Raw genomic sequence first — 14,976 nt, 5'->3', positions numbered from 1 at the left:
GCGAATGACTAAGGTGTGCAACATCTTTGTGGAGACTGCCGATGACCGTGCTTGATTTTGCTCTGAACCTGCTGCTCGGGTTGGTTCTCGGTACCTTGGGTGGCCTGTTTGGGATCGGCGGCGGCTTGATCGCCATTCCGGCGTTGGGCGTGTTGTTTGGCTTGGATCAACAACTGGCTCAAGGCACCGCGCTGGTGATGGTGGTGCCTAATGTGTTGCTGGCCTTATGGCGCTATCACCAACGCACGCGTATCGAGTGGCGGCATGCGTTGGCGCTGGCGACCAGCAGTTTGGCCTTTGCCCTGCTGGGTGCGGGTTGGGCTGTCACCTTGGATGCGGATTTGATGCGTCAAGGGTTCGTGATCTTCCTAGTGCTACTGGCGGCTTACAACGTCTCTCGCTTGCTCAGTAAACCGCCCGCGTTGTCGGCGGGGCTGCGTTATCCCTGGCCCTGGTTGACGCTGCTAGGCAGTGGTGCAGGTTTGCTTGGCGGTTTATTCGGGGTTGGCGGTGCGGTGTTGGCGACGCCAGTATTGACCCTGGTATTTGGTGCCAGCCAAGTGATGGCGCAGGGCCTGTCTCTGACCCTGGCTGCGCCGAGTACTGCTGTTACCTTGGCGACCTATGCTGCGCATGGTCATGTCGACTGGGTATTGGGAGCGCCCCTGGCGATTGGTGGTTTGCTGAGTATTAGTTGGGGCGTGAAACTGGCCCATGCTTTGCCCGAGCGCGTGCTCCGCGGGTTGTTTGCCGGCTTTCTGCTGCTGTGCGCGCTGCTGCTGGGGCTTAAAGCCTGAAACCCTCGGCAATCTGCTCGGCCAGGGTTTCAGTCACTTGGGTTTGCGTATTGCTGTTGCGCAGCAGGACGATGCTGGCCGAGGGTAGGGCGGGCATGCCCTCGTCCTCGCCAATAATCTGCATATCTGGGGTGATCAGGCTTTGCAGCTGTGCGGTAATGGCCAAGCCGGCGCTGACCGCGGCCATGATCGCCGACAGGCTTGGACTGGTGTAAGCGATGCGGAAATCACGCCCCAGCGCCTCCAGGCCATTGCAGGCCCAGGAACGGCAAAAGCACTGCGAGTTGAACATCGCCAGGGGCAGGGTTTCCAGTTCATGCAGGTTGGCGTCGCGGGCCTGCGCCCAAACCAGATGTTCCTGGCGCAACAATTGACCGATCTCGGTGCCCGGTTCGCGGGTGACGATTGTCAGGTCGAGGTCCTGGCGTTGCAGTAACTGGAAGGACGGCTCGCAGTGCAGTTCTACCTGCACCAGCGGATAGGACTGGGCGAAGCGCACCAAAATGCCCTGCATAAAGCGCATCACATAATCATCGGGTGTGCCGATGCGTACGGTGCCGACCATATGCGGCTCGCGCATGCTGTTCATCACCTCGGCATGCAGTTTCAAAATGCGCCTGGCATAGCTCAGCAGTAGCTGACCCTCGGCGGTCAGGCTGAACTGGCGACCATCGCGAACAAACAGCGGGCGCTGCATCACGTCTTCTTCCAGGCGCTTCATCTGCATGCTGACGGCCGACTGGGTGCGGTTGACCATTTCCGCGGCGCGGGTAAAGCCGCCTTGGTCTGCAATCGCGACAAAGGTACGCAGCAGTTCACTGTCGATGCTGGGATAGCTGGCCATACATCAATCTCCGAGATGTATTGCATAAGAAACATTCGTTGGATTGATCATAAGCCCAGCGCGAGACTGTCGCCAACCCCACGAGGAGGGCGTCAAGATGAAAGGTCAAAAAGCTTATGCGCTAGTCGGTAGTGATCGTCTACAGGGCCGCCGGCCGCTTGAAATACTGCGTGCAGTCGGTCGTCAGTTATACCGTTGGTGGCAGTTGTCTGAGCAGCGGCGGCGTTTGGCCATGCTCGATGAAGCGGCATTGAAGGACCTCGGGCTGAGCCGCAGTGATGCCATGCAGGAGAGCGAGCGCCCATTCTGGGATGACCCACTGGGGCGCTAACGGTTGGCCTTGGTGCGTTGAGGCTGAATGCATGCTCAGGGCCGCGGTTATTCACAGAGTGAATACATTGAAAGGAGGGCGTCGATGTCCATTTATCAACTCGCGCAGTTGAATATCGCCAGCATGAAGGCGCCGTTGGAGTCGCCGAGCATGACTGACTTTGTCGCCAATCTGCAGTGCATTAATGCGCTGGCTGAAGCCTCGCCAGGCTATGTATGGCGATTACAGGACGAGGCGGCGATGCCACCGCATTGCGCCCGTTTGGCGACGATGTACTGGTGAACCTCTCGGTCTGGCGTGATGTGCAGGCGCTGAGCGATTACGTGTACAAGTCCGCGCATACCGAGATGCTCAAGCGCCGCCAGGAGTGGTTCAGCAAGGTCATTGCGGCGCATATGGTGCTGTGGTGGGTGCCGGCGGGGCATCGTCCATCAATGGTCGAAGCGGCCGCGCGTTTGGCGCTGCTGCGCGACCAAGGGGCGAGCGCAGACGCGTTCAGTTTTCGTCAGGCCTTTGCGGCGCCCAATGCGCCTGTGGCTCAGTCTGTCGAATAACCGCAACTCATATCTTTTGCGTGCTGCTTGAACCGTGAGCGAGGCTGGCGGATCACCGGGGCGGCAAGCGCGCTGCGCATCCGCTACAATGCGCGCCGAATTTGTCATGCCCGAGAGCCCGCCCATGTCCGCTTGCCAAACCCCGATCATCGTTGCCCTGGATTTTCCGACCCGTGATGCCGCGCTGGCATTGGCTGATCAGCTCGATCCTGCGCTGTGCCGGGTTAAGGTCGGCAAGGAACTGTTCACCCGTTGCGGGCCGGAGATCGTCAATGTGCTGGCCGGCAAGGGCTTCGAGGTGTTCCTCGACCTGAAATTCCACGACATCCCCAATACCACGGCCATGGCCGTCAAGGCGGCGGCCGAGATGGGCGTATGGATGGTCAATGTGCATTGCTCGGGCGGTCTGCGCATGATGGCGGCTTGTCGCGAAACCTTGGATAAGCTCGCCGGCGCCAAGCCGCTGCTGATCGGCGTGACCGTGCTGACCAGCATGGAGCGTGAAGATTTGGCGGGCGTTGGCCTGGATGTTGAGCCGCAGGCCCAGGTGTTGCGGCTTGCCGGGCTGGCTGCGCAAGCCGGATTGGATGGCTTGGTGTGCTCGGCCCAAGAAGCGCAGGCGCTAAAGGCGGCTCATCCGGCGTTGCAGTTGGTGACCCCGGGGATTCGTCCAGCCGGCAGCGCTCAGGATGATCAGCGGCGTATTCTGACCCCGCGTCAGGCATTGGATGTGGGCTCGGATTACCTAGTGATTGGCCGCCCAATCAGCCAAGCCGCTGACCCGGCGCAGGCCTTGGCCGCTGTTGTCGCCGAGCTGGCCTGAGGCATTGCTGTGCGGCAGAAGATCTAATGCGCCTGCCGCGCTGAAGCCACGTTCAAGCTCTACTCACTCATCGCGTTTTGACTAACCAGGTTCTCTCTATGCATCCCGCCGCCGAAGATTCGCCACTGGGTAAATCCAGCGAATACATCGCTACCTATACGCCCGCGTTGTTGTTCCCCATTCCGCGTGCGGCTAAATGGGCCGAGCTGGGGCTGAGCGCTGAAACGCTGCCGTATCAGGGCGTGGATTTCTGGAACTGCTTCGAGCTGTCCTGGTTGCTGCCGTCGGGCAAACCGGTGGTGGCCATGGGGGAGTTCGCGATTCCTGCCGACTCGCCGAATATCATCGAGTCGAAATCATTCAAGCTGTACCTCAACTCGCTGAACCAGTCGGTATTCAACACGGCTGACGAACTTGTGGTCGTGCTGGTGAAGGACCTTTCGGCGGCGGCGGGCAAGCCAGTGGGCGTGCGAGTGCGCAGCCTGGCCGAGGTAACGGCTGACGGTGTGGCCGCTGCGCCCGGCATCTGCATTGATGAGCTGGACGTGAGCATCAGCAACTATGCGCAGCCGCAGCCTGAGTTGCTGCGCTGTGACGCGGCGCAGGTGGTTGAAGAAAGCCTGCACAGCCATCTGCTCAAGTCCAACTGTCCGGTCACCGGTCAGCCGGATTGGGGCACGCTGGTGGTGCAATACCGTGGCCTGGCGCTGGATCACGCCAGCTTGTTGGCCTACTTGGTGAGCTTTCGCCAACATGCGGATTTTCACGAGCAATGCGTTGAGCGGATCTTTCTCGACCTGCAACGCTTGCTCAAGCCCGAGCATTTGACGGTGTATGCGCGTTACGTGCGCCGCGGTGGGTTGGATATCAACCCCTATCGCAGTACTAGGCCTATCAGCCCGAATAATCAGCGTTTGGCGCGCCAGTAACGCAAACCCCAGCCGTTGAGCTGGGGTTTTTCTGGGTGTTGTTCTCGGCAGTTTTGCCTCGTCTCGCTGCGCTTGCGAGGTACGCCCCGCGCGTGCCGATAAGGCTTAAATACCCATATTAGCCAGGCTCTGCACGATATTGCGCAGGGTGCCCGCAATGGTCGGGTGGCTGGCTTCGAAGCGCTCTACCGCCAGGTTAACCCCGTCGATCAGCGTCGCATCCGGCGCGGCGGCGGCCTGGCGGGCCAGTTGTAGTTCAATTTCCTGCGTAAGCACAAACAGCTCGGCGCGTTCTTCTTCAGTGAGTGGTGGTTGTTCGACCAGTTGGTCGCGCAGGTCTTGCAGTTGTTGCTGCAGGCGGCTTGCAGGCATGGAACTCTCCCTTTATTGATCGACAGATGGGCTGACCTTGCACCAAGGCGAAAGGTTCTGCATGACGTCAGGGTAATCCAAGCTCGCGGGCTTTGCTTGCTTTGGGTCAAGTGCATGCATTGGCCAGTGGGCAAGCTGCGATGGGTTTAAGGCTTTTCGCCTTTTTGGCGGCGCAGGCTAAGGTCCGCAAGGCAGGCGGGCAGGTCGCTCAGTTGGTCAATCACCGAGTGCACGCCAAGCCGGTAAAGGCTCAGGGTGGCCTGGCTGCGCAATCGATCACGTTCGTCGATGGTTAGGCGCTGCCAGTCTGCCAGCGCTACTCCGCACAGCGGGCCGCTGATGGCCAGGCCAATGGTCCAGATGCCGGCATTAAGCGCCGCCTGTAACAAACGTGGTTCGCCACTGACCAGCACGCAGCCTTCAAGCTGGTTCACCTGCAGCTCCAGCAGGCTAAGCCAAATTGCGTCCGGTGCTGGCCATGGGCGGTAACTGCGGCTAGGTGTGCCGCGTAGCCAGGCCGGTAATACGCTGGCCAGGCAAGTGCTGGCATCGGGTGGCATTTCATCCAACCAGGCGCAGGGCACGCCTTGCTGTCGCAATTGCTCCAGCAAGGGTAAGGCTGCGTGCGTGGCTTGTGCATGCTCGCGCGCGGTCTCGCAAAGGGCTTGTTGGTAAGCCAGGCGTTCCTCGGGCAGGGCTTGGCGCCCCAGTACCTGTTCAAGGCTCTGGGGATTAGGTGCATTGGGATAAAGGCGTTGCAGGGCCAGCGCAATGCTGCGTGCGCCAAAATCAACCAGGCAGCCGGAGAGGCTAAATAATAGGGCGTTGAACGCGGGCGAGGCGGCAGGGGTTTGCATGAGCCTTCCTTGAAAAGGACTAGTGCAGGCTATTCCTCGCAGGTTACAGGCAGATGAACAGATTGTTTTCGTGCAGTGTCGCGGCCATTCGGCGCGGTGTAAGGCCTTGCCAGGACGGTTTTCCAGGTACTTGTTCGTCCGCTATGCTGCCCCTTTAGCGAGCTGTGGTCTTATACTGCGCCACCTGATTTGGCCGCCTGTGGCAGCCTGAGTATTTCCAAGGAGTGACTGTGATGCGTGTGACCGGTGCGAGTTGGATTAAACGATTGAGCCTATTGGTTGCCTGTACCGGCGTGCTATCGCTGCCTGCACTGGCGCAAGCCAACGACGAAGACCCTTGGCAGGGCTACAACCGTTTTATGTTCCGCATCAACGATAACGTTGATATGTATACCCTCAAGCCTCTGGCTAAAGGCTACCAGGCAGTTACGCCGCAATTTCTTGAAGATGGCGTGCATAACGTCTTCAGCAACATCGGTGATGTCGGCAATCTGGCCAACAACCTGCTGCAAGGTAAGTTGCACGACGCAGGGGTTGATACGGGGCGGCTGATTTTCAACACCACGTTCGGTCTACTGGGCTTCTTCGATGTGGGAAGCGCCATGGGCCTGCAGCGCAGCGATGAGGATTTTGGTCAGACCCTAGGCGTGTGGGGCTTGGGTAGCGGTCCTTATGTCGTACTGCCGTTGCTCGGGCCGAGCACAGTGCGCGACGCATTCGGCAAATTGCCGGATGGTGCATTGGCTGCCAATGGCTATATCAATCATGTGCCGACGCGAAATGTAGTGCTGGGCGTTGATGCCGTCGATACACGCGCGCAACTGCTGTCGGTCGAGCGTTTGGTCAGTGGCGACAGGTACATATTTGTCCGTAACGCTTACCTGCAAAATCGTGAGTTCAGGGTGCGTGACGGTCAGGTCGAAGACGATTTTTAAATCGATTGTTCTGAAAATCAAAAAGGCGACTTCAATAGTCGCCTTTTTTCTTGCCTGCAATGGCCTTAGTTCATTGAAATGATCGCTAAGCCAAGCGCCTGGCGTCCATCGTCCATCGCGCTTACGCGAACCACCTCGGCTTGCGCATCCAGGCCGCGTAGGGCGTTGTGGTCTGAGGCAATATGGATACGCACCTTGTCGCCGATGCTGACCGCGCTTTCAGCTTCCAGCTGCATGCCAGTACTGGACAGATCGAGGCACAGTGCGGGAATGTCCTTGCCGTCATGGTGCAGCGTGACGGGCGCTTCGAGCCGCATGCGGATGTAATCGCGTTTTTCACTGTAATCACGATCATTTTGGCTCATGGGCATTTTCCTCATGTGATTAGGGCTGTCCTACTGTTCTTATAACCTTGGCCTATTTGAGGTGTAAAGGCGTGTTTCGACGGCCGGCGTGCGCTTGAATCGCTTAGCGGATGGGAGTACCGTCTGCGCCTTGAAGCAAGCCGAGTTCGCGCGTCCAGGCTTTTGCCTGAACGTACCAAGCCAACCCTACCCGGCGCAGTTTGCCTGGATACCTCATGCACACAACCAGTGCCACGCTGCTGATAATCGATGACGACGACGTAGTGCGTGCGAGCCTCGCCGCCTACCTGGAAGACAGTGGTTTTCATGTGCTCCAGGCCGCCAACGGTTTGCAGGGGCTGGAAGTCTTTCATGCCGAGTCCCCAGATTTAGTGATCTGCGATCTGCGCATGCCACAAGTCGACGGTCTCGAATTGATCCGCCGTATTAATGCTCTGCACGTGGAAACCCCGGTTATCGTGGTGTCCGGGGCCGGCGTGATGAGTGATGCTGTTGAGGCTTTGCGTCTAGGGGCTGCCGATTACCTGATCAAGCCCCTGGCTGATCTCGCCGTGCTTGAGCATTCCGTTCACCGGGCGTTGGATCGTGCCAATTTGCGCCTGGAAAACCAGCGCTACCGTAACGAGCTGGAAACCGCCAACCGTGAGCTGCAAGCCAGCTTGCATTTGTTGCAGGAAGACCAGAACGCCGGTCGCCAGGTACAGATGAACATGCTGCCAGTGACGCCTTGGCAGGCTGACGGCTTGAATTTTGCGCACCAGATCATTCCTTCTCTTTATCTGTCTGGCGACTTTGTCGACTATTTCCGCGTTGATGACAGTCGTATCGCCTTCTACCTGGCTGACGTGTCAGGGCATGGTGCGTCTTCAGCATTTATCACCGTGCTGCTGAAGTTTATGACCACCCGTTTGCTCTACGAGTCGCGCCGTACCGGCAGCCTGCCGGACTTCAAGCCGTCCGAGGTGCTTGGCCATATCAATCGCGGCTTGATCAACTGCAGCCTCGGTAAGCATGTGACCATGCTCGGCGGTGTGATCGACCAGACCAACAACAGGCTGACCTACAGCATTGGCGGACATCTGCCGCTCCCGGTGTTGTACAGCGAAGGTCAGGCTCGCTATTTGGAGGGGCGTGGCTTACCGGTCGGGTTATTTGTCGATGCCCAATACAACGATCTGGAGCTGGAATTGCCGGAGACCTTTAGTTTGACGCTGCTTTCCGATGGCATCCTGGATCTGCTGCCGGGTGATACCTTAAAAGACAAGGAAACCCTGTTGCCGCAATTGATCAGTACTGCAGGCGGTACCCTGGATGGCCTACGCAAGGCTTTTGGGCTGGCCAATCTAGGGGATATGCCGGATGATATCGCCTTGCTGGTGTTAAGCAGGAACCTTGCATGAGCCTTGGGATGAGCCCCGGTAGAATTCAGTTTGCAGAGCAGGATGGCACCTTCATCTTGAAGTTTGTCGGCGAAGTGCGCCTGACGCTCTGTTCCGCCTTGGATTCGACCATCGAGAAGATTTTTACAGCGCTGAATTTCTCAGCCATCGTGATTGATCTCACTGAGACGCGCAGTATCGACAGCACGACGCTCGGATTGTTGGCCAAGTTGTCGATTTTGTCGCGGCAGAAAGTGGGTCTACTGCCGACTGTAGTAACCACCCATCCCGATATCACTCGGTTGCTGCAATCTATGGGTTTTGATCAGGTGTTCAATATCGTTGATACACCGCTGCCATGCCCGGATTGCCTGGATGATTTGCCGTCGCAGGATCAGTCCGAAGAGTTGGTGCGCGCCAAAGTGCTTGAGGCGCACCGCATTCTGATGGGCTTAAACGAGTCCAATCGCGAAGCCTTCCACGACTTGGTCAGTGCGCTTGAGCATCACTGATTGGCCGGGTTAAACAAACGGGGCGCTATTAAGCGCCCCGTTTGCATTTAGACCTGACTGCTCAGTAGCTTTTCCAGTTTCTCCTGGTCGCGGGCGAACAGACGAATGCCTTCGGCCAGCTTTTCGGTGCCCATGGCATCTTCATTCATGGCCCAGCGGAATTGGCTCTCACTCAGGCTTTGTTTGGCCTGGGCCGGTTGGCCTGAATTGAGTTTGCGTTGCAGTGGATTTAGGTCATCGGCCAGCTGCTGCAGCAGTTCCGGGCTGATGGTCAGGCGGTCGCAGCCGGCCAGTTGTTCGATCTGGCCGATATTGCGGAAGCTCGCGCCCATCACCACGGTTTGGTAAGTGTTGGCCTTATAATAGTTGTAGATGCGCGTGACTGACTGCACGCCAGGGTCTTCGGCGCCGACAAAATCACGACCTTCGGCCTTCTTGTACCAGTCATAAATACGCCCTACAAAAGGCGAAATCAAAAACACGCCAGCATCGGCGCAAGCCTGCGCTTGGGCGAAGCCGAATAGCAGCGTCAGGTTGCATTGAATACCGGCTTTTTCCAGTTGCTCGGCGGCGCGGATACCTTCCCAGGTCGAGGCGATCTTGATCAGCACGCGCTCGCGGCCGATGCCAGCCTCTTCATACAAACCGATCAAGCGTTCGGCGCGGCGAAGCGTGGCTTGAGTGTCGAAGGACAGGCGCGCATCCACCTCGGTGGAAATCCGCCCAGGAATGACCTTGAGAATTTCGCCACCCACCGCCACGCCAAAATGGTCGCAGGCCATGCCCAGGTCGCCTTTACTGGCGGTAACGGCGCTTTTTAGCAGCTCGCTGTAGCCGGGCATGGTTGCGGCTTTCAGCAGCAGGGAAGGGTTGGTGGTGGCATCAACCGGCTTTAGGCGGGCGATGGCATCAAGGTCGCCGGTATCGGCGACCACGGTGGTGAACTGCTTGAGTTGATCCAGCTTGGAAGTCATGACACAGCCTTGTCGTTGCAGATGAGCCGACCTTACCCGAGTCAGCGACCTTGCAGCAATTGCGCCGCTTGATCGAACAGCGCCAGCGGCTCACTGGTTTTATGAATATCCACCGAGAGCAGTTGGCGAAAGCGTCGCGCGCCGTTAAAGCCCTGGGCCAGGCCGAGCATATGGCGGGTGATGTGGTGCATGCTGCCGCCTTCGGCGAGATGCGCTGCGATGTAGTCGCGCATGCTGTGCATAGCTTCGAAGCGGCTCATCACGGCGCGATTGGAGCCAAATAGCAGTTGGTCTACCTGGGCCAGCAGGTAAGGGTTGTGGTACGCCTCGCGGCCTAGCATCACGCCGTCAAAGGTTTGCAAGTGCTGCTGGCAATCCTCTAGGGTCTTAATGCCGCCGTTGAGGATGATCTCCAGTTCCGGAAAGTCCTGCTTGAGCTGTGCGGCCACGTCATAACGCAGTGGTGGTACTTCGCGGTTTTCCTTGGGCGATAGCCCTTCGAGAATGGCGATACGCGCATGCACGGTAAAGCTGCGGCAGCCTGCATCGCGAACTGTACCGACAAAATCACACAGCTCGGCATAGCTGTCGCGGCCGTTGATACCGATGCGGTGTTTCACTGTTACAGGGATCTCGACGGTATCCTGCATCGCCTTAACGCAATCAGCCACCAGTTGTGGATGACCCATCAGGCAGGCGCCGATCATGTTGTTCTGCACCCGGTCACTGGGGCAGCCGACGTTCAAGTTGACCTCGTTATAACCTGTCTCTTGTGCCAGCTTGGCGCAGGCCGCCAGATCGGCTGGCACGCTGCCACCCAGCTGCAATGCCAGCGGATACTCGGCGGCGCTATGACGCAGAAAACGCGCCGTATCGCCATGCAAGATTGCACCCGTGGTGACCATCTCGGTGTATAGCAAGGCGTGATGCGACAGCTGGCGTAGGAAGAAGCGGCAATGGCGATCAGTCCAGTCCATCATCGGCGCTACTGAGAAGCGGCGGGACACTGGAGGCGGCGTGGTTTCTGGGGTTAAGCCTTGTAGCATGGGTGTCTCCGGTGTGCGTGTTTCTGACGTGTTTTCGGGGGTTTGCGGGCATTTTTAAAAGTCGGGTGGTACGCTGTACCACCTAAATGCTTGCATGTACCACCGGCAAACAGGATGTACCACCATGGCAACGATCAGACCGCGAAAGAGGGCTGACGGCACGATCAGTTACACCGCTCAGATTCGAATCAAAAAAGATGGGGTGCAAGTTTACACAGAGAGCCAAACCTTCGCGCGCAAGAAGGCGGCTGAGGCATGGGTGAAGCGTCGCGAGACTGAGCTAAGTGAGCCGGGTGCAATCGAGCGCGCCAAGAGGGGCGGTGTGCTGCTCAGGGATGTAATCGATAAGTACTTGGCAGAGGTCGGCCAGGCTCAGCCGCTTGGGCGGACGAAGGAGTACACACTGCGTGCGGTAATGGCTTCGTACCTGGGTGATATTACGCCAGCGCAGATGACCAGCCAGGTGCTGGTTGACTTTGCGCTATGGCGAATGAGCTCTGAGGGTGGTGGTGTTCAGCCGCAAACTGCCGGTAATGATCTAGCTCATCTTGGAGCAGTTCTATCAGTCGCCCGCCCAGCTTGGGGGTATGACGTGCCTGCCGGCGCTATGACCGATGCTCGGATGGTACTCAATAAGCTGGGTTACAAAATGAAAAGCCGTGAGCGCGAGCGGCGGCCGACCCCGGCTGAGCTGGCTCTGTTGCTCGAGCGATTCTGTGATGTTTTGAAAGCACGTCCGTTGTCGGTGCACATGCCCAAGGTCGTTCTTTTTGCGTTGTTCTCCACTCGGCGGCAGGACGAGATCGTTCGGATTCGCTGGGCAGATCTGGATGAAACACGGCAGGCGGTACTTGTCCGGGATATGAAAAACCCAGGGGACAAGTGGGGCAACGATGTGTGGTGTCATCTGCCTCCAGAGGCCTGGGCCTTAGTGCAAAGCATGCCTCGGGTCTATGAGGAGATTTTCCCGTACACCGGTGACGCGATACAGGGCGCATGGGCGCGGGCGATTGAGAGGACGCAGATCGAGGATCTTCACTTCCATGACCTGAGGCACGGTGGCGTGAGCAGGCTGTTTGAAATGGACTGGGATATTCCTCGGGTGGCGAGTGTTTCTGGCCACCGGGACTGGAACTCACTTCGGCGCTACACCCACCTGCATGGGCGTGGGGATTCTTTCGCAGGTTGGGAGTGGCTTCCGAAGGTGTTGGCGATGCCAGTGAGCTTTGGCGCGGCTGTGGCCAAGCGTAAGAAACAGCCAGGCTCATAACTGTTTGCACTCTTTGATTGCTGCAGCGCGCTGCTCGTCTAGATAGTTTGCGAGGTCTTGCAGATGGATGCCTTTGGCAGACTTCTGGCTGCTTTCAAGTCGGGTGATCGGGATTTTGATCTGTCCGGCCAGTGCTTTGCGCTGGAACATATCTGGGGTGAGGTGGGTGAAATAATCCCGACAGACCTGTTCGAGCGGGATAATCGCTTGGCCGTTGTACTGGGCCATCAGCAAAAATGTTGTGTTCATCGCTGATATCCTTTCACAACTTTTTGCGCTGCGGGTACTGCTCGTACAGGATCGGTTTCTTTGCCCGGGAAGCTAGTCGCGCATTTAACGGTCTCAGGCTGATGTTCTCTACTCATGGGTGCTTTTTGCTCAACAGTGCTGGGTGATTCATCGTGAGCAGTTTTTGCCTTTAAAGGGGGCGAGTTCCGTACCCATGAGGGGTCAGTGTTGGCGCTGATGGAAAATTGACCCACCCTGCCGATTGAAATTTGACCCAGGGCGGATTGCTGATTTTGTTACCAGCAACTGTGGATAAGTCTACCAGCGCAGCTGCTGTTGCCCCCACTCCTTCGCTAGCCCAGTTCAGTTGTTTAAGACCTGCCACACGCAGCCATGTAGCAGGCCGTCGTCGCCATGAAATCAGAACGGCTCATCGTCCTCCGGTTCTTGGCCGCCCTTACGCTTTCGCTCCCGTGATTTGATCTTGGCCTGGGCCGCCAAGCTACTGTGTTGCAGGCGATAGGACTCGTTACCGGTTTCGACGATGTGGCAGTGGTGGGTCAGCCGATCCAGCAGGGCGGTGGTCATCTTGGCGTCGCCGAACACGCTCGACCATTCGGCGAAGCTCAGGTTGGTGGTGATCACCACGCTGGTGTGTTCGTACAGCTTGGACAGCAGGTGAAACAGCAACGCACCGCCAGCCTGGCTGAACGGCAGATAACCCAGTTCGTCGAGGATGACCAGATCCATGCGCAGCAGTGCCTGGGCGATCCGCCCGGCTTTGCCGTCGTGTTTTTCGCGCTCCAGCAGATTGACCAGATCGACCGTGGAGTAGAAGCGCACGCGCTTGCCATGCCGGGTGATGCCGGACACGGCCAGCGCGGTGGCTAGGTGGGTTTTACCGGTGCCTGGCCCACCGATCAGCACCACGTTCTGCGCGGTGTCGGTAAAGGCCAGGCTGGCCAGCTCGCTGATCAGGCGTGCGTCGGCGCTAGAGGCGTTGAAATCGAAGCTGGCCAGATCGCGGTGCATCGGCAGCTTGGCCATGTTCATCTGGTGGCTCACCGAGCGCATGGCGCGATCTGTGTGCTCTTGTTCCAGCAGGTGTTCGAGCAGCCACTTGGACGAGGCTGTGTTCGACTCACCCTGTGCAGTTAACTCCGCCCAGGCCGTGGCCATGCCGTGCAGGCGCAGCTCCTTGAGTTCCGCCATCAAATCACGCATGACCGACCTCCTCGGCCTGGCCACGCAGGCGGTCGTAGCGCGCCGTGTTAGCGACGGGGGCTTCCTTGAGCGACAAGTGGGTTTCGACGCTGGGTGGTGGTTCGGATGCTGTCAGCCGTGCCACGACATTGAGGATGTGTTCGGCGCTCAGGCTGCCGCTCTCCAGTACCAGCTCAACGGCTACCAGCACGGCATCGAGTCCGGCGACCGGTACGGCAGCCAGGACTTGCGCCATGATCCGGTCACCGCCGGCATGACGCCCCAGACCGTGCTTAAGCTGACGCAGCGGCGCCGGCAGATCAGCAAAGGGCGCGCCGTTGCGCAGCGCACCGGGCTTGCGTTCGATCAGCGGGAGGTAGTGCTGCCAGTCATAGCTGACCTGGTCGCGATCCAGCAAGCGGACATGGCTGGCGATCAGCGCGTCGTCAGCCACCACCTCGATTCGCGTCGGATACAAACGGCTGCTGACCCACTTACCCGCGTACTCACACGGCACCGAGTAGCGGTTGCGCCCGACGCTGACCAGGCAGGTGCTGGAGACCCGCGCAGGCCGCTCGACGTAACCGTCGAATGGCGCTGGCACAGGCATCAGTTCAGCGCGCTCCAACTCCAGCACTTCGGCCACACTCAGCCCGCTGTATTGAGGGTGCGTCAGCTCGTTCCAAAGCGCGCGGCAGCGCTGGCCCAGCCAGGCATTGAGTTCCTCGAAGGAGTGAAACTGGCAGTCCTGGGCGTCTAGCCAGATACGCCTGCGGCTGTCTTGCACGTTCTTTTCAACGATGCCCTTTTCCCAACCAGCGGCGACGTTGCAGAAGTCCGGATCGAACAGGTAATGCGCGCACATCACCGCAAAGCGCGCATTCACCGCCCGGCCTTTGCCCTTATTGACCTTGTCGACGGCGGTCTTCATGTTGTCGTAGATGCCCCGGCGCGGCACGCCGCCCAAGGAGCCGAACGAGCGTGTATGGGCGTCAAATAACATCTCATGGCCCTGGCTCGGATACGCCACAAGCCAGAACGCACGGCTGGCACACAGCTTCAGATGTGCCACCTGCATACGCCGGTAAATGCCGCCGACCAGCAAGCCTTCCTCGCTCCAGTCAAACTGAAACGCCTCGCCAAGAGCAAAGGTCAGCGGCACAAAGGCCTGCGACGCCTTGCCCTGTCCCCCTCGCCAGGCACGGATAAACGCGGTGAGCTGGCTGTAGCCACCGTCATAACCTTCGGCTTTGATTTGCGCCAACAGCGCCTTGGCACTGCGCCGCTGTTGCTTGGGCCGCAGCGAATCGGCTTTTAGCGCCTGCTCCAGCGTGGCGTGAAAAGGGCTGAGTTTGTTGAAGATCGCGCGGCGTTGGTAGACCGGCGGCTTGGCCTCAGGTGCTCTGACCCACTTGCGAATCGTGTTGCGCGCCAACCCGGTGCGCTTGGCTATCTCATGCAGCGACAGCTTGTCGCGGAAATACATCCGGCGGATTTTGCCCATCATTTCCATACTGATCACCCTGTGTTCTCCTGCTCAAAAATTGAGCAGAAGCA

Annotated in this window: 17 protein-coding genes and 1 pseudogene; 9 read left to right on the top strand and 9 right to left on the bottom strand. The window is 58.6% G+C overall.

Features of this window, described 5'->3' with window-relative positions:
- Positions 1-41 precede the first annotated feature (41 nt).
- Positions 42-797 carry a sulfite exporter TauE/SafE family protein gene (locus N1078_RS01680; protein WP_274086464.1) on the top strand — a complete coding sequence of 252 codons (756 nt, stop codon included), beginning with the start codon at positions 42-44 and terminating at the stop codon, positions 795-797.
- On the opposite strand, the gene N1078_RS01675 is transcribed toward N1078_RS01680, so the two are convergent.
- Positions 787-1,641 (bottom strand): LysR substrate-binding domain-containing protein, encoded by an 855-nt coding sequence (locus tag N1078_RS01675; protein WP_274086463.1) that lies wholly within the window; start codon positions 1,639-1,641, stop codon positions 787-789. The genes N1078_RS01680 and N1078_RS01675 overlap by 11 nt on opposite strands.
- Positions 1,642-1,738: 97 nt before the next feature.
- Between N1078_RS01675 and N1078_RS01670 the strand changes: the two genes are divergently transcribed.
- The 4 genes and pseudogenes from N1078_RS01670 to queF all read left to right on the top strand — a co-directional run bounded on the left by N1078_RS01670 (position 1,739) and on the right by queF (position 4,278).
- Entirely contained in the window at positions 1,739-1,972 is a 234-nt protein-coding gene (locus N1078_RS01670; protein WP_274086462.1) for a DUF1127 domain-containing protein, read from the top strand.
- 84 nt (positions 1,973-2,056) lie between these two features.
- Positions 2,057-2,526, top strand: a pseudogene (locus N1078_RS01665) (DUF3291 domain-containing protein).
- Between the two features lie 124 nt (positions 2,527-2,650).
- Positions 2,651-3,349, top strand: a complete 699-nt coding sequence (pyrF, locus tag N1078_RS01660; RefSeq protein WP_274086461.1) for an orotidine-5'-phosphate decarboxylase — start codon at positions 2,651-2,653, stop codon at positions 3,347-3,349.
- A gap of 98 nt (positions 3,350-3,447) precedes the next feature.
- Positions 3,448-4,278: an NADPH-dependent 7-cyano-7-deazaguanine reductase QueF gene (gene queF, locus N1078_RS01655; RefSeq protein ID WP_274086460.1), complete on the top strand. Its 831-nt coding sequence runs from the start codon at positions 3,448-3,450 to the stop codon at positions 4,276-4,278.
- A 105-nt stretch (positions 4,279-4,383) separates the two neighbouring features.
- On the opposite strand, the gene N1078_RS01650 is transcribed toward queF, so the two are convergent.
- Together N1078_RS01650 and N1078_RS01645 are read right to left on the bottom strand one after the other, a co-directional pair.
- Positions 4,384-4,650 (bottom strand): DUF4404 family protein, encoded by a 267-nt coding sequence (locus N1078_RS01650; protein WP_274086459.1) that lies wholly within the window; start codon positions 4,648-4,650, stop codon positions 4,384-4,386.
- A gap of 146 nt (positions 4,651-4,796) precedes the next feature.
- A complete protein-coding gene (locus N1078_RS01645; RefSeq protein WP_274086458.1) occupies positions 4,797-5,507 on the bottom strand; it encodes an HAD family phosphatase in 711 nt (236 codons plus the stop codon).
- A 233-nt stretch (positions 5,508-5,740) separates the two neighbouring features.
- Between N1078_RS01645 and N1078_RS01640 the strand changes: the two genes are divergently transcribed.
- Positions 5,741-6,442, top strand: a complete 702-nt coding sequence (locus tag N1078_RS01640) for an MlaA family lipoprotein (protein WP_274086457.1) — start codon at positions 5,741-5,743, stop codon at positions 6,440-6,442.
- Between the two features lie 65 nt (positions 6,443-6,507).
- Here N1078_RS01640 and N1078_RS01635 read toward each other — a convergent pair whose 3' ends face one another.
- Complete coding sequence (locus N1078_RS01635) at positions 6,508-6,807, bottom strand: PilZ domain-containing protein (RefSeq protein WP_274086456.1); 300 nt, start codon at positions 6,805-6,807, stop codon at positions 6,508-6,510.
- Positions 6,808-7,022: 215 nt separating this feature from the next.
- Between N1078_RS01635 and rssB the strand changes: the two genes are divergently transcribed.
- Positions 7,023-8,207: a two-component system response regulator RssB gene (rssB, locus tag N1078_RS01630; protein ID WP_274086455.1), complete on the top strand. Its 1,185-nt coding sequence runs from the start codon at positions 7,023-7,025 to the stop codon at positions 8,205-8,207.
- An 8-nt stretch (positions 8,208-8,215) separates the two neighbouring features.
- Positions 8,216-8,698 (top strand): anti-sigma factor antagonist RssC, encoded by a 483-nt coding sequence (rssC, locus tag N1078_RS01625; protein WP_274086512.1) that lies wholly within the window; start codon positions 8,216-8,218, stop codon positions 8,696-8,698.
- A gap of 47 nt (positions 8,699-8,745) precedes the next feature.
- Here rssC and tal read toward each other — a convergent pair whose 3' ends face one another.
- Complete coding sequence (gene tal / locus N1078_RS01620) at positions 8,746-9,672, bottom strand: transaldolase (protein WP_274086454.1); 927 nt, start codon at positions 9,670-9,672, stop codon at positions 8,746-8,748.
- Between the two features lie 41 nt (positions 9,673-9,713).
- Positions 9,714-10,718 carry a tRNA dihydrouridine(20/20a) synthase DusA gene (gene dusA / locus N1078_RS01615; RefSeq protein ID WP_274086453.1) on the bottom strand — a complete coding sequence of 335 codons (1,005 nt, stop codon included), beginning with the start codon at positions 10,716-10,718 and terminating at the stop codon, positions 9,714-9,716.
- A 124-nt stretch (positions 10,719-10,842) separates the two neighbouring features.
- Between dusA and N1078_RS01610 the strand changes: the two genes are divergently transcribed.
- The gene (locus N1078_RS01610) at positions 10,843-11,988 is read left to right on the top strand and encodes a site-specific integrase (protein ID WP_274086452.1); all 1,146 of its coding nucleotides are present in this window, start codon (positions 10,843-10,845) and stop codon (positions 11,986-11,988) included.
- Here the strand turns inward: N1078_RS01610 and N1078_RS01605 are convergent.
- The 3 genes from N1078_RS01605 to istA all read right to left on the bottom strand — a co-directional run bounded on the left by N1078_RS01605 (position 11,983) and on the right by istA (position 14,932).
- On the bottom strand, positions 11,983-12,237 hold the full coding sequence (locus N1078_RS01605) for a pyocin activator PrtN family protein (protein ID WP_274086451.1): 255 nt from the start codon (positions 12,235-12,237) through the stop codon (positions 11,983-11,985). The genes N1078_RS01610 and N1078_RS01605 overlap by 6 nt on opposite strands.
- A gap of 399 nt (positions 12,238-12,636) precedes the next feature.
- Positions 12,637-13,440 carry an IS21-like element ISPst3 family helper ATPase IstB gene (istB, locus tag N1078_RS01600; RefSeq protein WP_011911830.1) on the bottom strand — a complete coding sequence of 268 codons (804 nt, stop codon included), beginning with the start codon at positions 13,438-13,440 and terminating at the stop codon, positions 12,637-12,639.
- Complete coding sequence (gene istA, locus N1078_RS01595; protein ID WP_191122770.1) at positions 13,433-14,932, bottom strand: IS21-like element ISPst3 family transposase; 1,500 nt, start codon at positions 14,930-14,932, stop codon at positions 13,433-13,435. Before istA ends, istB begins: the two co-directional genes overlap by 8 nt.
- Between the last annotated feature and the right edge of the window lie 44 nt (positions 14,933-14,976).

This window comes from Pseudomonas sp. MIL19, assembly GCF_028680365.1.
In the GTDB taxonomy this organism is placed as follows: domain Bacteria; phylum Pseudomonadota; class Gammaproteobacteria; order Pseudomonadales; family Pseudomonadaceae; genus Aquipseudomonas; species Aquipseudomonas spirodelae.
The sequence above is the reverse complement of the archived record's forward strand: the minus strand, read 5'-3'. Positions and strand labels throughout refer to the sequence as shown.